The following is a 15,226-nucleotide window of genomic DNA, read 5'->3' as shown; positions in this document are numbered from 1 at the left end:
AATCCCACTTATTATTAAAAGGTAGCAGAAGGAGTGGATCTCAAACTTGATTATTTGTTGTTTCCATCTGTTGGCGGGAAATCCTCGCCGCTTCAGCAACGTTGGGGTGGCTGTCTTTTTCTAGGTATTTCAAGGCTGACAGACTCTTGGGAGTGGGAAGATTACCCAAGGCTTCCGCCAGACGTTGGCGTACTAACCAATCATCTGATTGAGCAAACCGCAGGATCAGATCTACAGACTCGATGTCTTTAATTTCTCCCAAGGCAGCGATCGCCGCTTGATGTAATATAACTTCTTTGCTATCTAAGGCTTCAATCAGGATATCATGGGCGCGGGGGTCTTTAATATTACCCAAAGCAACTGCCACACTAAAGCGTACTAACCAATCAGTATCTTCATAAAATGCCCGTGACAGCACCTCAAAGGCTCGGACATCACCCAAATATCCTAAAGCCCCAGCTGCATCAGCCCTTATACCATAATCTGGGTCATTTTCGAGAATTTTCACCAAAATTGAATAACATTCTGGCGTTGGTTTGATTCCCAAGGCAAATATTGCCATTGATCGCAGTTGCAGAGATTCATCATCCAACACCTTTTTAATCAAAGGTACTGCATCTTCAGGGGAAACATGACGCAAATTGGCAAGGGCTACCATGCGATCGCGCAAATTTGGACTTTCTAACTGAGCAGAAATTTGTTCTAAGCTGAGAGCGGCCATTTTTTTCTGATAAATTTCTTTACATATCTTTACTTTAACAAGGCTAAAGGGGAGATGGGGAGATGGGGAGATGGGGAGATGGGGAGGTATTTTCCGATCCAAAAAAGCTAACAAATGCTAACAAATGTCCGCTTTTTCTTCCTGCTTCAACCTGGAAGTGTCGGCACTATCCAGTCCACAGGCTAACACGGTCAATCTCACCGCTTCTTTTCTTAAATTAATAGCAGCATTCAAATCTCTATTACACTCAAAACCGCAGTTATCACACTGGAACACTCTTTGAGACAGTGACAAAGATGATTTTTTCTCACCACAACTAGAGCAAGTTTTACTACTAGGATAAAATCTATCCACAATGACTAACTTGCTCCCATATAGTTGAGTCTTGTATTCTAACTGACGACGAAACTCATAAAAACCCATATCAGCTATAGCTTTAGACAACTTACCATTAGCTAACATCCCTGATACATTTAAATCTTCTATCCCTATGACTGCGTGGTTTTTGCTGATATAGGTGGTGATTTTATGTAATGTGTCTTTCCGAATGTTGGCTATTTTTTGGTGTAGTCTGGCTATTTTTATTTGTGTTTTTCTATAATTACTTGAACCCACTTGTTTATGCCGATTCAAGTATTGCATTTTCGCTAGTTTTTCCTCAGACTTTTTATAACTTTTTGCTCCTTCAAATACTTCTGTTGTTGATAATATTGCCAGATGATTTATACCTAAGTCAACTCCGACAAATTCTTCCTTTTTCGGGGTTTTGCTGGTTTCTAATTCTATTTTCCAGGAAATAAACCACTTATTAGCTTGTTTACTGATTGTGACTGATTTTGGTTTATATCCAAACGATAAAAGTTCATAGGTTTTCAACCACCCAATTACTGGAACTCTTATCTTCTTATGGTCTATGTGAATTGCTCCATCTAATGTAAAAGAATCATTTCTACCTTTTTTCTTAAAGTTGGGAAACCCTTTAACTTTGTTGAAAAAAGATTTAAAGGCATCTGACAAATATCTTAATGCGTACTGAGGAGCGCATTTTGATACTTCATAATACCAAGGATGGGTAGATTTAACTGCTGCTACTAACCATTTATGTAAATCTATGGCTGTAGGAAATTTAATTTTCTCATCAGGGTTTGTCCGATTATGTATGAGTACCTGTTGACATAATGCTAAACCTTGATTCCACGCATGTCTGGCTACTCCTGCGTGTTGTGCCAGTAGTAGACGTTGTTGTTTGTTTACCTTCAGTTGTGTCTTGAATCCTAGTATCATGATTGTATTTTACAGCCAAATGCCAAAGTAGTTACTCATAGCAGATGATTTGGCGTCGGAGCATAAGTGATTAATTGGTAGTAATTGTTAGCTTTTCAGTTACTGTTGATTAACCCATCGCTTGCGTTGCCCATCAGTTATGTTATGCTATACTAAGCGTAGTCGTTATGAGTTTGTGCAACTGTCATGACTAACCCCACAGTAGAAAACTTAGTAATTATTGGTTCAGGTCCAGCAGGATACACAGCGGCCATTTATGCAGGACGAGCTAACCTCAAACCCGTTGTATTTGAAGGCTTTCAAGCCGGGGGTTTACCTGGTGGTCAACTGATGACAACGACGGAAGTCGAGAACTTTCCTGGCTTTCCTCAAGGGATTACCGGTCCAGAACTGATGGATCGGATGAAGGCACAGGCGGAGCGCTGGGGGGCTGAGTTATATACTGAGGATGTGATATCAGTTGATTTGAGTCAGCGTCCTTTTACTGTCCGCTCCGAGGAAAGAGAAATTAAAACCCACAGTATTGTCATAGCCACTGGTGCGACAGCAAAGCGTTTGGGTTTACCTAATGAACAAACATTTTGGACTCGTGGAATTTCCGCCTGTGCAATTTGCGATGGTGCTACACCAATTTTCCACGGTGCAGAACTAGCTGTCATCGGTGCTGGCGACTCGGCGGCTGAAGAATCGATTTACCTCACCAAATATGGCTCTAAGGTGAATTTGTTGGTACGTTCTGATACAATGCGGGCGTCTAAAGCCATGCAAGACCGGGTTTTGAGTAACCCCAAAATCCAGGTACATTGGAATACCGAAGCCGTAGATATTTTTGGTAACGGCCACATGGAAGGACTGAAAATCCGCAATAACAAAACAGGGGTTGAGAGTAAACTGCAAGCAAAGGGTTTATTCTACGCCATTGGTCACACTCCGAATACTTCTTTATTCCAAGGACAACTAGAACTAGATGAAGTAGGTTACATCGTCACCAAGCACGGTTCACCAGAAACCAGTGTAGATGGCGTTTTTGCAGCTGGCGATGTGCAAGATCATGAATATCGCCAAGCAATTACAGCCGCCGGTAGTGGCTGTGCGGCCGCATTATTAGCAGAACGCTGGTTATCGTCCAATGCTTTAATTCAAGAATTCCATCAACAGCCAGTAACTGCTGTGAATGAATTAGAAAGTCAGCCAGTAGCCACGAAAACCGAAACTGAACAAGCTGCTGAATTTGACTTACAAGCGACACGCCATGAGGGAGGTTACGCTTTACGGAAATTATTCCACCAAAGCGATCGCTTACTCCTGGTCAAATATGTCGCTCCTGGATGTGGCCCCTGTCATACCTTGAAGCCAATATTAAACAAAGTGGTGGATGAATTTGACAGCAAAATTCACTTTGTAGAAATTGACATCGACAAAGACCGCGATATTGCCGAAAATGCCGGTGTAACAGGAACACCGACAGTTCAATTGTTTAAAAATAAGGAACTGGTGAAGGAAGTCAAAGGTGTCAAGCAAAAGAGCGAGTATCGCCAGTTGATTCAAAGTAATCTTTGAGGGACTGGGGACTGGCGACTGGGGACTGGGGAAGATGGGGACTGGGGAAGATGGGGAGAATAATAACTCATTACTCATTACTCATTACTCATTACTCATTACTCATTACTCCAATCCCCAATCCTAATTTTGTGCCTTTGCGCCTTTGCGCGATATCATCTGGTAGGTAAAATGGTCAGCGTATCTTGCTCAATGCAGGCGATCGCTAATGACGGTGACAAAACGGCAACTGCCAACATTTTTACGCTTTGCTCAAAATCCTAATCTTTCCCAGCGATTAATGCTGATTGGGTTAGGAATTACCCTGTTTTTTATCTTCTTGGCGTTTTTTGCCCCTGTATTCCAGGCTTGGGGATGGCTGCAAAACCCCAAAGAGTTTCTCACGAACCCCATTCATGATGCACCTTCAGATAAACATTGGTTTGGCACCAGTCGCCTGGGTTATGATGTATTTTCTCGCACTTTGTTTGGCGCCCAAGCTGCGTTACAAGTGGTGATTTTGGCGACAGCGCTGAGTATGCTGATTGGTGTACCCTTGGGTATGGTGAGTGGCTATCTTGGCGGTAGATTGGATAAGGTGTTACTGTTTTTGATGGATAGTATTTACACCTTGCCGGGGCTATTGCTGTCAGTAACTTTGGCGTTTGTGGTGGGGCGTGGCATATTAAATGCTGCATTGGCTATTAGTATTGCCTACATTCCCCAATACTATCGCGTTGTCCGTAATCACACGGTCAGCGTTAAAACAGAAGTGTTTATTGAAGCTGCCCAAGCAATGGGTGCTAATACTTGGCAGGTACTTTCACGGTATCTGTTTTTCAACGTGATTCAAAGTGTACCGGTACTATTCACCCTCAACGCTGCTGATGCAATTTTGGTCTTAGGCGGTTTGGGCTTTTTGGGGTTAGGACTTCCCGAAGAAGTGCCAGAATGGGGACATGATTTAAAACAAGCTCTGGAAGCACTACCCACAGGCATTTGGTGGACTACCCTATTCCCTGGTTTAGGGATGACGATCATGGTGGTAGGGTTATCACTACTTGGTGAAGGGTTAAATGAATTTGTCAATCCCCGTTTACGGCGACAAAATAGTATCCGGAAGTAGTCAGGAGTCAACGGTAAAAAGTCAAGAGTCAAAAGTAATTATTCTGGACTCTTGACCGTGGATATGAAAATACCTATTGTATTTATTACTGAGAGTTTTTTGTGAAAGATAACATTTCCTTAATTGCTGCTGCTGCTGGTGGGTTCATGCTTTCCGTCGCCTTATCTGGGATTTTGCGAGGTGCGCCAGTCACAGTTTGGACAGGACCATCAAGCCTTAATTCTTACTCAATGGTTAATGTGCGAATTATTAAATCACTTAATAGTTAATAGTCAAGGGTCAAGGGTCAAGGGTCAAGGGTCAAGGGTCAAGGGTCAAGGGTCAAGGGTCAAGGGTCAAGGGTCAAGGGTCAAGGGTCAAGGGTCTAGGGTCTAGGGTCTAGGGTCAAGGGTCAAGGGTCAAGGGTCAAGGGTCTAGGGTCAAGGGTCAAGGATGACAAATAACAAATGACAAATGACAAATGACAAATGACCAATGACAAATGACAAATGACAAATGACAAATGACAAATGACAAATGACAAAATAAATATGTTGGATCTGCAATTGTGGTGATAAGGTCAGTAATTGGGATTGATTTGGGGGGAACAGCAATTAAGCTGGGGCGATTCAATCAGGATGGAATTTGCCTACAATCTTTGAGTGTAGCAACTCCCCAACCGGCGACCCCAGAGGCGGTGTTTGCGGCGCTGGTGGATGCGATCGCCCAAATTGACTCAGATGGTCAAACTCTAGCAATTGGTGTTGGAACTCCTGGCCCTCCTGACGCGGCTGGACGGATTGCCAAAGTCGCTATCAATTTGCCAGGATGGTATGATGTGCCTTTGGCTGATTGGTTAGAAGCCAAAACTGGCAAACCCACGGTTGTGGCTAACGATGCTAATTGTGCGGGTTTGGGAGAAGCTTGGTTGGGTGCTGGTCGTCACTACCAAAATCTAATTTTGCTAACTTTGGGAACTGGCGTAGGTGGCGCGATTATTCTCAATGGTAAACTATTTGCGGGACATCAAGGCGCAGCGGGGGAATTAGGCTTAATCTCCTTCAATCCCAAAGGACCCAAGTGTAATAGCGGTAATCAAGGCTCTTTGGAGCAATATACCTCAGCCACAGCAATTCGTCGCCGCACCGGTAAGGAACCCGCTGAATTGGGCGCTTTGGCACAAGCGGGAGATGTCGCCGCCTTGACTTTTTGGCAGGAATATGGTAATGATTTAGGTATTGGTTTAACGAGTTTGATTTATGTCCTAACGCCGGAAGCTGTAGTGATTGGTGGTGGCGTTAGTGCCAGTTTTGAGTTTTTTTTACCAACAATGAAAGCAGAAATTGAGCAGCGAGTCATGCCAACTTCGCGGGTGGGGTTACAAATATTGCCTGCAGAATTGGGTAATGGTGCGGGGATGTTGGGTGCGGCGAAGTTGGCTTTGGCTGTAGTCGATGTTGTTGAATGACCAATGACTAAAGATCCTCGTAAGGGCGCAAGGCCTTGCGCCCCTACTGCATGGTCTATTTATAGCGATTATCAGTCTTATGAAGTACAGTAGCAGCAGTCAGTAAACCAACCCACTAAATTTTCTATAGTCACTTCTGCGAATGCCGCATCTAATGCCTTGAGTAAATCAGGATATGTCCTTGCGCCAATGCGACGGAGCAAAAGATAGGACGATAAATCGCTAGACATTACAGACATAGCGGATATTTTTGGTCATGTCTAATTAGAACTTTTTGCTGTATTTGTGCTACAATGAATAAAGACGAGTAGCATGGCTCCGTCTTTTGACACAAGCAGACCATAGCTAAGAAAGTTATAAATTGCTTGCACGGGAAAGTCAGACATATGCCGTAGGCGAGTTGTTGTTGCGTTCTCGGTGTCGCAAACAAACAGATAAAAAGAGCCTTAAGTTTGCTTAAGGCAATGTGGGATACCACCTTCACTGACTTTGTTGGTGATGTTATACTTAGATGTTCAAGATATCTCTGATGTCAGAAAATGTCTCGGTTAAAAGTATCAGAATGTTCTTAATCTTCGACCAACAGTTCTCGATGGGTGAAAAATCGGGGGAGTAGGGGGGGAGATAAATGAGGCTAGCTCCAGCAGCGATGATCAAAGCTTCAAGTTCATCACTTTTATGGATCGAGCAGTTATCCATGATCACTACTGCACCAGTCCAAAGTTGGGGTACGAGCTTTTGAGCGATGAAGGCATCAAAGGTCAAGGCGTCGATAGAACCTAAACCACTCCACTGGGTGAGCAGTCCTTTCAAGCTAATGGCACCAATCACCGAGACATTTTTCCCTTTGCGATTTGGCTTTGGAGCATAGGCCCGTTCCCCTGATAAAGCGCGGGCACATTTGCGAATGAAGGACAGATTAACCCCCGATTCATCTAAGAAAATCAGATTTTCCACGGGTATGCCCCTCAAAAGTTTCCAGTACTCAAATCGCGCTAGCTGGACTTCATCGCTGCCTTTTTTCGTGGGGTGGAGACTTTTTTTTTGAGGTTCAGGTTAAGTTTCCGACGAACCATCCGATTCACCGTGGCCACCCCAATTAAGACCTCTGTTTTCTCGTAAAGTCGTTCCCGCAATTCGCGCGAGCGTCGCATCGGGCTGTGCTATTACCAATTGGCGCAGGATTTCTAGCTGTTCGGCATTCAATGAAAGTTGGCGTCTGCTCAGTCCGCACCTTGGGGACTATCGTGCCCAATTCACGATGCCTGCGGCGCTTGCGGTGCCATCACGTTTGAGTAAATTTTGCACAAAACTTAAGGTGACGCCAAAGTTTTTCGCCAGTTTTCGTTGGGAAATGTCACCGCAGGCATAAGCATCAACAATTTTCTGGCGCAAGTCGATAGAGTAGGCTTTCATAGCGACCAGTTATCAGTACAATTGCTCTCTCCTAGTGTACTGCACTGGACTGATAACCGCTATAATGGTCGTCTAATAGCCATTCATGCTTACAGTCGTAAGAAAAAATATCATCCAAATTGTGAGCCTCTACCAAAGGAGCCTACACCAGAGTATGGAGACAATTGGGGTATTTCTATCCAAAAATTTTTAGAGTATAAATCATCTTTCCCTTCCGGGTTAATGTCCAATTTACGAACAGAAAATGTGATATCAAAACCAGATCCAACGAATACTCCTACTCCTACTCCTACTAAAACTACATGTCCTCCATTTATAGGGATTGGTGAAACATGCAACTCGTAGAGGCTGCTAAACACTGTGAATAGTAATTCGCTGTTCTCGGCAAGTACGCTCATAAATATTATCTAATTCTAAAAGCAGCTACATCAATTTCAATGCCAAATTGTACATTTGGTTCCGCAAAGTAGCCCTCTGGCAATTTAGCATTTAAATCAGATGCAATATAAGTCGCCCAGGCGTTATGAAATGCGTGCCAGTGACGGCGTACTGAGAGTGGTGGGCGGAAATGGTCTTGCAGCATCATTCTTTATAAATTGCTAATCTGAGGGCTATAAACTCCAAAAAATCCATATTCAAAATTTAGTCTTTACTCAGTCTTTGTAACAATTCCTCCCGCGATAAATTCCCCAAAGAAAGAAGTAACTGAGTCCGTTCTGAAATCGGAATTTCGGCAATCTTTCCCACCAAACCAGATAATTCAGAATCCAAAGTACCAAATCGCCCTTCCAGAAGACAAGCTATCATTGAAATTTGTCCTTCTAACTTACCTTCTTGCTTTCCTTCTTGCTTCCACTCTTCTATTTGTTGTAAATAAGCTGGTGATAAGTTCATAATCACTTCCTCTTCTTCCCTACTTAAATTATCTCTCAATTCTAAATTCTTGCGCCAGTCGGCTAAAATTAGTAACAAATTCTCTCGAAAAGGGTTATTTTCTGGTAGTTCAATCAACTCCTCTACCGCTCTTTTCTGTGTTCCTCCTTTACCCAAAACTCTCAACCATAAGGTGTCCTCATTTTCTGGTAATTGATGAATAGCGACTATTGCTGTTTTGAAAATATTCGGAAGAAAATAAACGCCTTTAACCCAATTCTCTTCAGTCTCTTTTGCACCTAATCCTTCAATCATCCGGGATGAAAAGGTTGGTGTTAAAATCCATAAAATGGGTAATTCAGCTTCAGCAATATTTCTGTCTTCCCGTTTCGCTTTCCTGACTACATCTCCATGAACAGCATATAATTTCAGTAAACAACTGCGAATTTCTACCTCGGAGGGTGGATTGCGAAAAGGCTCAAATAAACATTGAGTCGTCGCCATCTTTCCTAATAAACCTAAAGGTAGATTATCCTGAGTTTGAGAAGGAAATGGTTCAAACCACACATCAATTTCTTGAACTTCACTTTTAACTTTTTCGCTCTTTTTAATCGTTCCTAGAGGTGTTAATAATTCCTCTAAATATTCTTTTGCAAATTGGTCGTGAGATTGACGAGTCATTTAAGTAATAAAATATTTTTATATAAAGTATAGCGTTTCTCGCCCTAGTTAGGTACACTCGTAGGGGCACGGCAATGCCGTGCCCCTACACATCGCGATATGATATTGTACCGAATCTGAATGTGTTGCGCTATATGTAGTTCTAAAAGCTATCACTCCAATAAACTCTGAATGTGGGTTTGAAACCCTTTTAAACCACCGTCATGATCCCAACGACTCTTAAAAGTGGGCAAGTCATCCAATTTCATCACATTCCCACCCTCATAATGGAGAACCGCTGAATAATCAAACATTTTGTCTGCTTTTGCTGATGCGGGTGGATTAACAAAATCAATAGTCCAAAATACCTCAACGATTCGGTAGATATCATAATCACCCTTCCAATCCTCACGTTTAGGCTTGTAGTCCAGAACTCTTACCAAATGAGTGACATATCCGCGTTGTCTGAGCAAAATCAAATCGTCTTTTTCAGGTTTACGGGCATTATCTTCACTATCTTTCCAAGCCAGTTTGAATAGATCATGAACTTTATATCGTGAATACGCCCACTTATCATCGTCTCTCACGTTTTTAGTCCACTTCAAAAGATGTAGATCCATATTACTCATCCAGTTCCCATTAAGATGAGGTACACATTATACCGAAAGGTGTAGGGGCACGGCAGTGCCGTGCCCCTACGAGTGTACGTCACGCTTGTCGAGAAATGCTGTAACGATGTTTAAGGAAAATTATCTTAACCTTGCGCTACAGGTTCCTTCGCCAAGAACTTCTCAAGTTCTGTCAACGCATCAGCATCAACTTTGGTTTGCATGGGACAGAACTTGGGACCACACATGGAACAAAACTCAGCAGTTTTATAAATATCTGCTGGTAAAGTTTCATCATGATATTCCTTAGCTCTTTCCGGATCGAGTGATAATTCAAACTGACGGTTCCAGTCGAAATTATAACGAGCTTCGGAAAGTTGATCGTCTCTGTCTCTGGCACCTGGGCGATGTCTGGCGATATCCGCCGCATGGGCTGCTATCTTGTAGGCTATCAACCCATTCCGCACGTCTTCGGCGTTGGGCAATCCCAAATGTTCTTTAGGTGTTACATAGCACAACATGGCAGTCCCGTACCAGCCAGCCATAGCCGCGCCAATGGCTGAAGTGATGTGGTCATAACCAGGAGCGATATCTGTCACCAATGGACCCAATACATAGAAAGGTGCTTCAGAACACTCTTCCATCTGCTTACGGACATTGAACTCAATTTGATCCATTGGGACATGTCCGGGACCTTCTACCATCACCTGTACATTATCTTCCCAGGCTCTGCGGGTTAGCTGTCCGAGGGTTTTCAATTCAGCTAATTGGGCGGCGTCTGAGGCATCATGGGTACAGCCAGGGCGCAGGGAATCGCCTAAACTGAAGGAAACATCATATTTCTTGAAAATTTCGATGATGTCGGCAAAGTGGGTGTAAAGTGGGTTTTGTTTATGGTGATGTAGCATCCACCGCGCCAAAATGCCACCACCACGAGAGACAATACCTGTGATGCGGCTTCTGACTAAGGGCAAATGCTCAAGCAAAATTCCCGCGTGGATGGTTTGATAGTCTACCCCTTGTTGCGCGTGTTTTTCAATAACGTGCAAAAAGTCATCGGGTGTCAGCTTTTCAATTGTGCCGTGGACACTTTCTAAAGCTTGGTAAACTGGTACTGTCCCAATGGGAACAGGTGAAGCATTGATAATGGCGGTGCGAATTTCATCCAAGTTACCGCCGCCTGTGGACAAGTCCATGACGGTATCAGCACCATATTTCACCGCTAATTTCAGCTTATCAACCTCTTCTTGAAGATTGGAAGAGTTGGGTGAAGCGCCGATATTCGCATTTACTTTACATTTAGAAGCAATGCCAATAGCCATCGGCTCTAAATTAGTGTGATTAATGTTCGCAGGAATAATCATCCGTCCCCGCGCCACTTCCTCACGAATGAGATCTGCAGGAAGATTTTCCCGCTGGGCGACATAGTGCATTTCTTCAGTGATTACACCCTGACGGGCGTAGTGCATTTGAGAAACATTGCTCTGTCCACGCCGCTTCGCAACCCATTCTGTCCGCATATTGAATTCCTCGATAAACAGCTTCCCTCCGCTGGTATTACCCAGACTCAGGTGTTAAGGGTGTGATCTCAGCCTGGCATTTCAGGCACCCCTAGCATGGAAATTTATTGTACCACTTTGATTGTGGCTAGGGGGAGGGGTGTTAACAATTCCTGAGAATGTGGGGATTAAGCTGTTTTTTCATGTTTCAGAATATATAGGGATTATCGATAAATTTATTTAGTAAATCTACAATAGAGCGATGCCTACAGCGGCAGACGATCGCCCCTTTGAAACCCGAAATGCGATCGCACTCTTTTTCCTTACACATCATCAGGTTCAATCCCCAACTGACGCAACCTTTGCGCCAAGCGTTCAGCCTTTTGCTGTTCTTGCTCTAACTGTGATGATACTTCTTCTAACTGAGATGATAATTGTTGGGATTTCTCATCGCTACTCAATAATAAATTCCCCTGAGCATCCCACCAGCGTAACCAAGGAGCTTCCATGTTTTTATATTGCCCTTGCCAAATACCCAATTCCACACCCATTGGGGGAATGGGATAGTGACCTCTTTCATTTGCTGGCAGTAATTGATACTTACCATCTACTAAATGATAAACCTCTACTGAAGCTTTACTAAACTCATAGATACCATAAAACGGCACTCGAATCGCTTGCTCATACACCCAAAATTTCCCCTTTAGAGGATTTTTATCTCGTTCATCTGAGCCATCACCAGATACAAATTCTAAGACAATTAATGGTGCTACGTATTCTTGCCATAAAACATAAGAACGGCGAAATTGACCATTCAAAAGCGGTGATACATTTGGTACATAAAACCAATCGGGTGCTTCGGCGCCTCTTTCTGGGGGGTCTGTTAAACGCCAGTAGATACCAGAATCTTGACCAATACTGTATTGGTTATCAGGATGTAATTCCTGCAATCGCTCTGTAATTGAGTCAGTGAGCAGGAGACTTTGGGGATGTTCTTGAAAATTTTTCACGAAATTTCCGTCTGACTCTGGTAACTCGGTATGGTCGGGAAGATGGGTAATGCCTAGTTCAGAAGGTTTAGCAAGGGTCATAGAACTTGGGCGCTTGGTTGAAGACTCATTTGTATATATTTTAAGCTGAAGAGAGCGCGATGGGACGATGGGGAAGGGGAGTAATGACAAATGAAAAATGACCAATGACAAATGACAAATGACCTTAGATATATTATTTTCTACAAACCCTATGGCGTCCTCAGCCAATTTACCCAAGACACCCCCACCCAAATTACCCTGAAAGATTATATCCAGGTTCCCGATGTTTATCCTGTGGGGCGTTTGGATTGGGACAGTGAAGGATTAATGCTGCTGACGAATAACGGAAAACTACAGCATCGCCTTTCTGACCCGCGATTTGGACATAAACGTACTTACTGGGTGCAGGTAGAACGCATTCCTGATGAAGATGCTATAAAGAAGTTGCAAATAGGTGTGCAAATTCAAGATTACTGTACTCGACCAGCACAAGTAAGGCTATTATCAGCAGAACCCGCCCTACCTGAACGAAATCCGCCAATTCGATTTCGCAAAAATGTCCCGACAGCTTGGTTAGAAATGACTTTGACTGAAGGAAAAAACCGACAGGTGCGGCGGATGACTGCATCTGTAGGGTTTCCGACTTTGCGATTGGTCAGAGTAAGCATAGCCCATCTAAAATTAGATGATCTACAGCTAGGTGAGTGGCGTGACCTCACACCCTCGGAAGTCAAATTGCTGCATAATTTGCCGAAAAATTGATGACAGTTAACTGTTGTCCCCAATCCCCAATCCCCAATCCCCAATCCCCAGCGATGCACTGAGCTTGTCGAAGTGTCCCCAGTCCCCAGCGATGCACTGAGCTTGTCGAAGTGTCCCCAATCCCCAATCCCCAATCCCCAATCCCCAATCCCCAATCCCCAATCCCCAATCCCCTGTGTTTGTTGAAAGATTTACCGGAGCAGGTATTTAACAATAAGTATTATTACTTATTGAATTTACAGAGATTAGCAAGCAAAATTTTCCGGATTTAGATGCTTAGACCCCGCATCTAATATTTCACTGTTTGCTATTAAAATCCGAAGTAAGTAGATCGGTAAAGATTTACCACCTGCTGTTTTAACCTATCAATTAAAAAACCAAAAAAATCATCTATTTTGTTGGCAGAAGTTTTTATTTGCACCTTTGTCACAAATTTCGCCAAAAGCAGTATAATAATCTTCTTTTATTCCTGCCTTGTTCACATCAGCCCTTGGGTGCAAGCTTAATTCTTATGAGCCGTAATCAGCAATCGATCTGGCATGACACTCGACAACAACAAGATATATTGTCTCCAACGCCTGCACGGTTGGAACTTGTGCCTGAACGATCCCCCGATTTGGAAAATTGCTCTACAGAGACCCTGCGCCGTACCCAAGAGGAACTCCAGTGGTATCGGCGGCTTTATGAAAATATCCCTTCTGTTTACTTCAGTTTGGATACGACAGGAATAATTTTGTCGGTAAACCAAAGCGGTGCAAACTCTCTTGGTTATACCCCTAGTGAATTGATCAATCAGTCGATTTTTAATTTATTTGTCCGCTCAGATAAACAAAAATTATCTGATGCATTTATGAGCCTATTAAGAGCTTCACCGAAGAATGGAATTGCCAATTGGGAATTTCGTTTAGATTGCCCTGCCAGTAATATTGTATGGGTAAAGGTGGTGGCGCGGTTATTGCCTGGTGCAGACGGACACTATCTTCCACAGGCGGACCCGACGGAAAAGTGTCCGCGAAAAAATCCGGTAATTTTGATGGTGTGTGAGGATATCACTGCTCATAAGCAGGCTGAAGATGCTTTGAGAGAAAGTGAACAACGCTTTCATACTATGGCTAATACTGCACCAGTGATGATGTGGATGGCAGGATGTGACGGACTGTTTACTTTTTTTAATCAATCTTGGTTAAAGTTTACTGGAAGCAGTATAGACCAGCAGCAAGGGTTAGGTTGGCTCAAAGGAGTGCATCCACAAGAGCAGAGTTTCTGTGAGGAAATGTACTATTCTGCTTTTCATGCCCGCACGAAATATGAGATTGAATATCGGCTCAAGCGTCATGATGGGGAATATCGTTGGATTTTAGATACTGGAATTCCGAGATTTATGCCCAGCGGCGAGTTTGCTGGTTATATTGGGTGCTGTATTGATATTACTGAGCGCAAATTAGCGGAAGTTTCTCTCAAGCAAAGTCAAGCGGCGGTGCAAGCGCAGTTAGAGGAAATAGAATGCCTAAATCGCCTCAAAGATGAATTTCTCAGTACAGTATCTCATGAACTACGCACGCCACTAACTAATATGAAAATGGCGATTCAAATGTTAGGAATCGCACTAGACCGAGAGCAAAACTTTTTAGCCCAAATAGAGAAGCCACAACCTGAACGCTCAAAAGCATATCGCTATTTTGAAATTTTAAACAATGAGTGCGATCGCGAAATCAATCTCATTAGTAATTTTCTTGATTTACAACGACTGGATGCAGGGGCTAAACCCTTGGTCTTAGAAAAAATTCACGTACAGCAATGGCTTTGGCGCGTGGTAGAGCTATTTAAAGCACGCCATCCTCATTACTGTCACCAAACCTTGCGCCTCAGCGTCGCTCCTAATCTTCCCCCACTTGCCTGTGATCTATTTAGTCTAGAACGCATTTTGATTGAATTGCTCACCAATGCTTCTAAATTCAGCCCTCCAGATGCAGAAATCACCGTTTCCGCCCAATTAAAATCTCACAATATCCTCTTCCAAGTGATTAATTCTGGTGTGGAAATCCCTACCTCAGAATTATCACGTATTTTTGACAAATTCTACCGCATCCCCAGCAATGACCCTTGGAAGCAAGGTGGTACAGGATTAGGACTGGCGTTAGTACAAAAACTCACCAAGTATTTAGGAGGAACAATCGAGGTTGAAAGTGGGTCAAACCGTACCTGTTTTACCATCCAACTGGCTGTGGGTAATGAGACGTGATGGGTAGATTGTCCATGA

Annotated in this window: 17 protein-coding genes and 1 riboswitch; of the genes, 6 read left to right on the top strand and 11 right to left on the bottom strand. The window is 43.3% G+C overall.

Translation table 11 applies throughout. The features are described from left to right. Positions 1–40: 40 nt before the first annotated feature. Entirely contained in the window at positions 41–721 is a 681-nt protein-coding gene (locus HEQ19_01840; GenBank protein ID WYL98451.1) for a HEAT repeat domain-containing protein, read from the bottom strand. A 117-nt stretch (positions 722–838) separates the two neighbouring features. Further along, on the bottom strand, positions 839–2,005 hold the full coding sequence (locus HEQ19_01835) for a transposase (protein WYL98450.1): 1,167 nt from the start codon (positions 2,003–2,005) through the stop codon (positions 839–841). A 186-nt stretch (positions 2,006–2,191) separates the two neighbouring features. On the opposite strand from HEQ19_01835, the gene trxB reads away from it, so the two are divergent. From trxB to HEQ19_01820, 3 genes are all read left to right on the top strand, one after another. After that, on the top strand, positions 2,192–3,565 hold the full coding sequence (gene trxB / locus HEQ19_01830) for a thioredoxin-disulfide reductase (protein WYL98449.1): 1,374 nt from the start codon (positions 2,192–2,194) through the stop codon (positions 3,563–3,565). A gap of 208 nt (positions 3,566–3,773) precedes the next feature. After that, the gene (locus tag HEQ19_01825) at positions 3,774–4,670 is read left to right on the top strand and encodes an ABC transporter permease (protein WYL98448.1); all 897 of its coding nucleotides are present in this window, start codon (positions 3,774–3,776) and stop codon (positions 4,668–4,670) included. A gap of 101 nt (positions 4,671–4,771) precedes the next feature. Next, the gene (locus tag HEQ19_01820) at positions 4,772–4,939 is read left to right on the top strand and encodes a hypothetical protein (GenBank protein ID WYL98447.1); all 168 of its coding nucleotides are present in this window, start codon (positions 4,772–4,774) and stop codon (positions 4,937–4,939) included. Positions 4,940–5,089: 150 nt separating this feature from the next. Here HEQ19_01820 and HEQ19_30610 read toward each other — a convergent pair whose 3' ends face one another. Further along, positions 5,090–5,215, bottom strand: a complete 126-nt coding sequence (locus HEQ19_30610; GenBank protein ID WZI67091.1) for a hypothetical protein — start codon at positions 5,213–5,215, stop codon at positions 5,090–5,092. A 2-nt stretch (positions 5,216–5,217) separates the two neighbouring features. Here HEQ19_30610 and HEQ19_01815 point away from each other — a divergent pair, with 2 nt between their 5' ends. Then, a complete protein-coding gene (locus HEQ19_01815; protein ID WYL98446.1) occupies positions 5,218–6,117 on the top strand; it encodes an ROK family protein in 900 nt (299 codons plus the stop codon). Between the two features lie 507 nt (positions 6,118–6,624). Here HEQ19_01815 and HEQ19_01810 read toward each other — a convergent pair. From HEQ19_01810 to HEQ19_01780, 7 genes are all read right to left on the bottom strand, one after another. Further along, positions 6,625–7,074 (bottom strand): transposase, encoded by a 450-nt coding sequence (locus HEQ19_01810; protein ID WYL98445.1) that lies wholly within the window; start codon positions 7,072–7,074, stop codon positions 6,625–6,627. 285 nt (positions 7,075–7,359) lie between these two features. Then, entirely contained in the window at positions 7,360–7,533 is a 174-nt protein-coding gene (locus tag HEQ19_01805; GenBank protein ID WYL98444.1) for a hypothetical protein, read from the bottom strand. A gap of 403 nt (positions 7,534–7,936) precedes the next feature. Continuing rightward, positions 7,937–8,119 (bottom strand): hypothetical protein, encoded by a 183-nt coding sequence (locus tag HEQ19_01800; GenBank protein WZI67090.1) that lies wholly within the window; start codon positions 8,117–8,119, stop codon positions 7,937–7,939. Between the two features lie 56 nt (positions 8,120–8,175). Then, complete coding sequence (locus tag HEQ19_01795; GenBank protein ID WYL98443.1) at positions 8,176–9,087, bottom strand: hypothetical protein; 912 nt, start codon at positions 9,085–9,087, stop codon at positions 8,176–8,178. Between the two features lie 152 nt (positions 9,088–9,239). Next, positions 9,240–9,653: a hypothetical protein gene (locus tag HEQ19_01790; GenBank protein WYM03201.2), complete on the bottom strand. Its 414-nt coding sequence runs from the start codon at positions 9,651–9,653 to the stop codon at positions 9,240–9,242. Positions 9,654–9,820: 167 nt separating this feature from the next. After that, the gene (gene thiC / locus HEQ19_01785) at positions 9,821–11,194 is read right to left on the bottom strand and encodes a phosphomethylpyrimidine synthase (GenBank protein WYL98442.1); all 1,374 of its coding nucleotides are present in this window, start codon (positions 11,192–11,194) and stop codon (positions 9,821–9,823) included. Positions 11,195–11,200: 6 nt separating this feature from the next. Further along, a riboswitch (TPP riboswitch) is annotated at positions 11,201–11,297 on the bottom strand. A 199-nt stretch (positions 11,298–11,496) separates the two neighbouring features. Further along, a complete protein-coding gene (locus tag HEQ19_01780) occupies positions 11,497–12,264 on the bottom strand; it encodes a Uma2 family endonuclease (protein ID WYL98441.1) in 768 nt (255 codons plus the stop codon). 111 nt (positions 12,265–12,375) lie between these two features. Here HEQ19_01780 and HEQ19_01775 point away from each other — a divergent pair, with 111 nt between their 5' ends. Beyond that, positions 12,376–12,966, top strand: a complete 591-nt coding sequence (locus tag HEQ19_01775; protein ID WYL98440.1) for an rRNA large subunit pseudouridine synthase E — start codon at positions 12,376–12,378, stop codon at positions 12,964–12,966. On the opposite strand, the gene HEQ19_01770 is transcribed toward HEQ19_01775, so the two are convergent. Further along, complete coding sequence (locus HEQ19_01770) at positions 12,935–13,135, bottom strand: hypothetical protein (GenBank protein ID WYL98439.2); 201 nt, start codon at positions 13,133–13,135, stop codon at positions 12,935–12,937. The genes HEQ19_01775 and HEQ19_01770 overlap by 32 nt on opposite strands. Before the next feature lie 342 nt (positions 13,136–13,477). On the opposite strand from HEQ19_01770, the gene HEQ19_01765 reads away from it, so the two are divergent. Further along, positions 13,478–15,208: a PAS domain-containing sensor histidine kinase gene (locus tag HEQ19_01765; protein WYL98438.1), complete on the top strand. Its 1,731-nt coding sequence runs from the start codon at positions 13,478–13,480 to the stop codon at positions 15,206–15,208. Positions 15,209–15,226: the final 18 nt, after the last annotated feature.

This window comes from Gloeotrichia echinulata CP02 (assembly GCA_038087035.1).
Taxonomy (GTDB): domain Bacteria; phylum Cyanobacteriota; class Cyanobacteriia; order Cyanobacteriales; family Nostocaceae; genus Gloeotrichia; species Gloeotrichia echinulata.
This window is presented reverse-complemented; position numbering and strand designations above follow the sequence as displayed.

Bases quoted from the DNA above. Each gene is read 5' to 3' on its own strand.
- HEQ19_01805 (WYL98444.1), bottom strand. From the start codon at position 7,533: ATGAAAGCCTACTCTATCGACTTGCGCCAGAAAATTGTTGATGCTTAT.
- trxB (WYL98449.1), top strand. From the start codon at position 2,192: ATGACTAACCCCACAGTAGAAAACTTAGTAATTATTGGTTCAGGTCCA.
- HEQ19_01835 (WYL98450.1), bottom strand. From the start codon at position 2,005: ATGATACTAGGATTCAAGACACAACTGAAGGTAAACAAACAACAACGT.
- HEQ19_01825 (WYL98448.1), top strand. From the start codon at position 3,774: ATGACGGTGACAAAACGGCAACTGCCAACATTTTTACGCTTTGCTCAA.
- HEQ19_01765 (WYL98438.1), top strand. From the start codon at position 13,478: ATGAGCCGTAATCAGCAATCGATCTGGCATGACACTCGACAACAACAA.
- HEQ19_01800 (WZI67090.1), bottom strand. From the start codon at position 8,119: ATGATGCTGCAAGACCATTTCCGCCCACCACTCTCAGTACGCCGTCAC.
- HEQ19_01775 (WYL98440.1), top strand. From the start codon at position 12,376: ATGACAAATGACCTTAGATATATTATTTTCTACAAACCCTATGGCGTC.
- thiC (WYL98442.1), bottom strand. From the start codon at position 11,194: ATGCGGACAGAATGGGTTGCGAAGCGGCGTGGACAGAGCAATGTTTCT.
- HEQ19_01840 (WYL98451.1), bottom strand. From the start codon at position 721: ATGGCCGCTCTCAGCTTAGAACAAATTTCTGCTCAGTTAGAAAGTCCA.
- HEQ19_01795 (WYL98443.1), bottom strand. From the start codon at position 9,087: ATGACTCGTCAATCTCACGACCAATTTGCAAAAGAATATTTAGAGGAA.
- HEQ19_01780 (WYL98441.1), bottom strand. From the start codon at position 12,264: ATGACCCTTGCTAAACCTTCTGAACTAGGCATTACCCATCTTCCCGAC.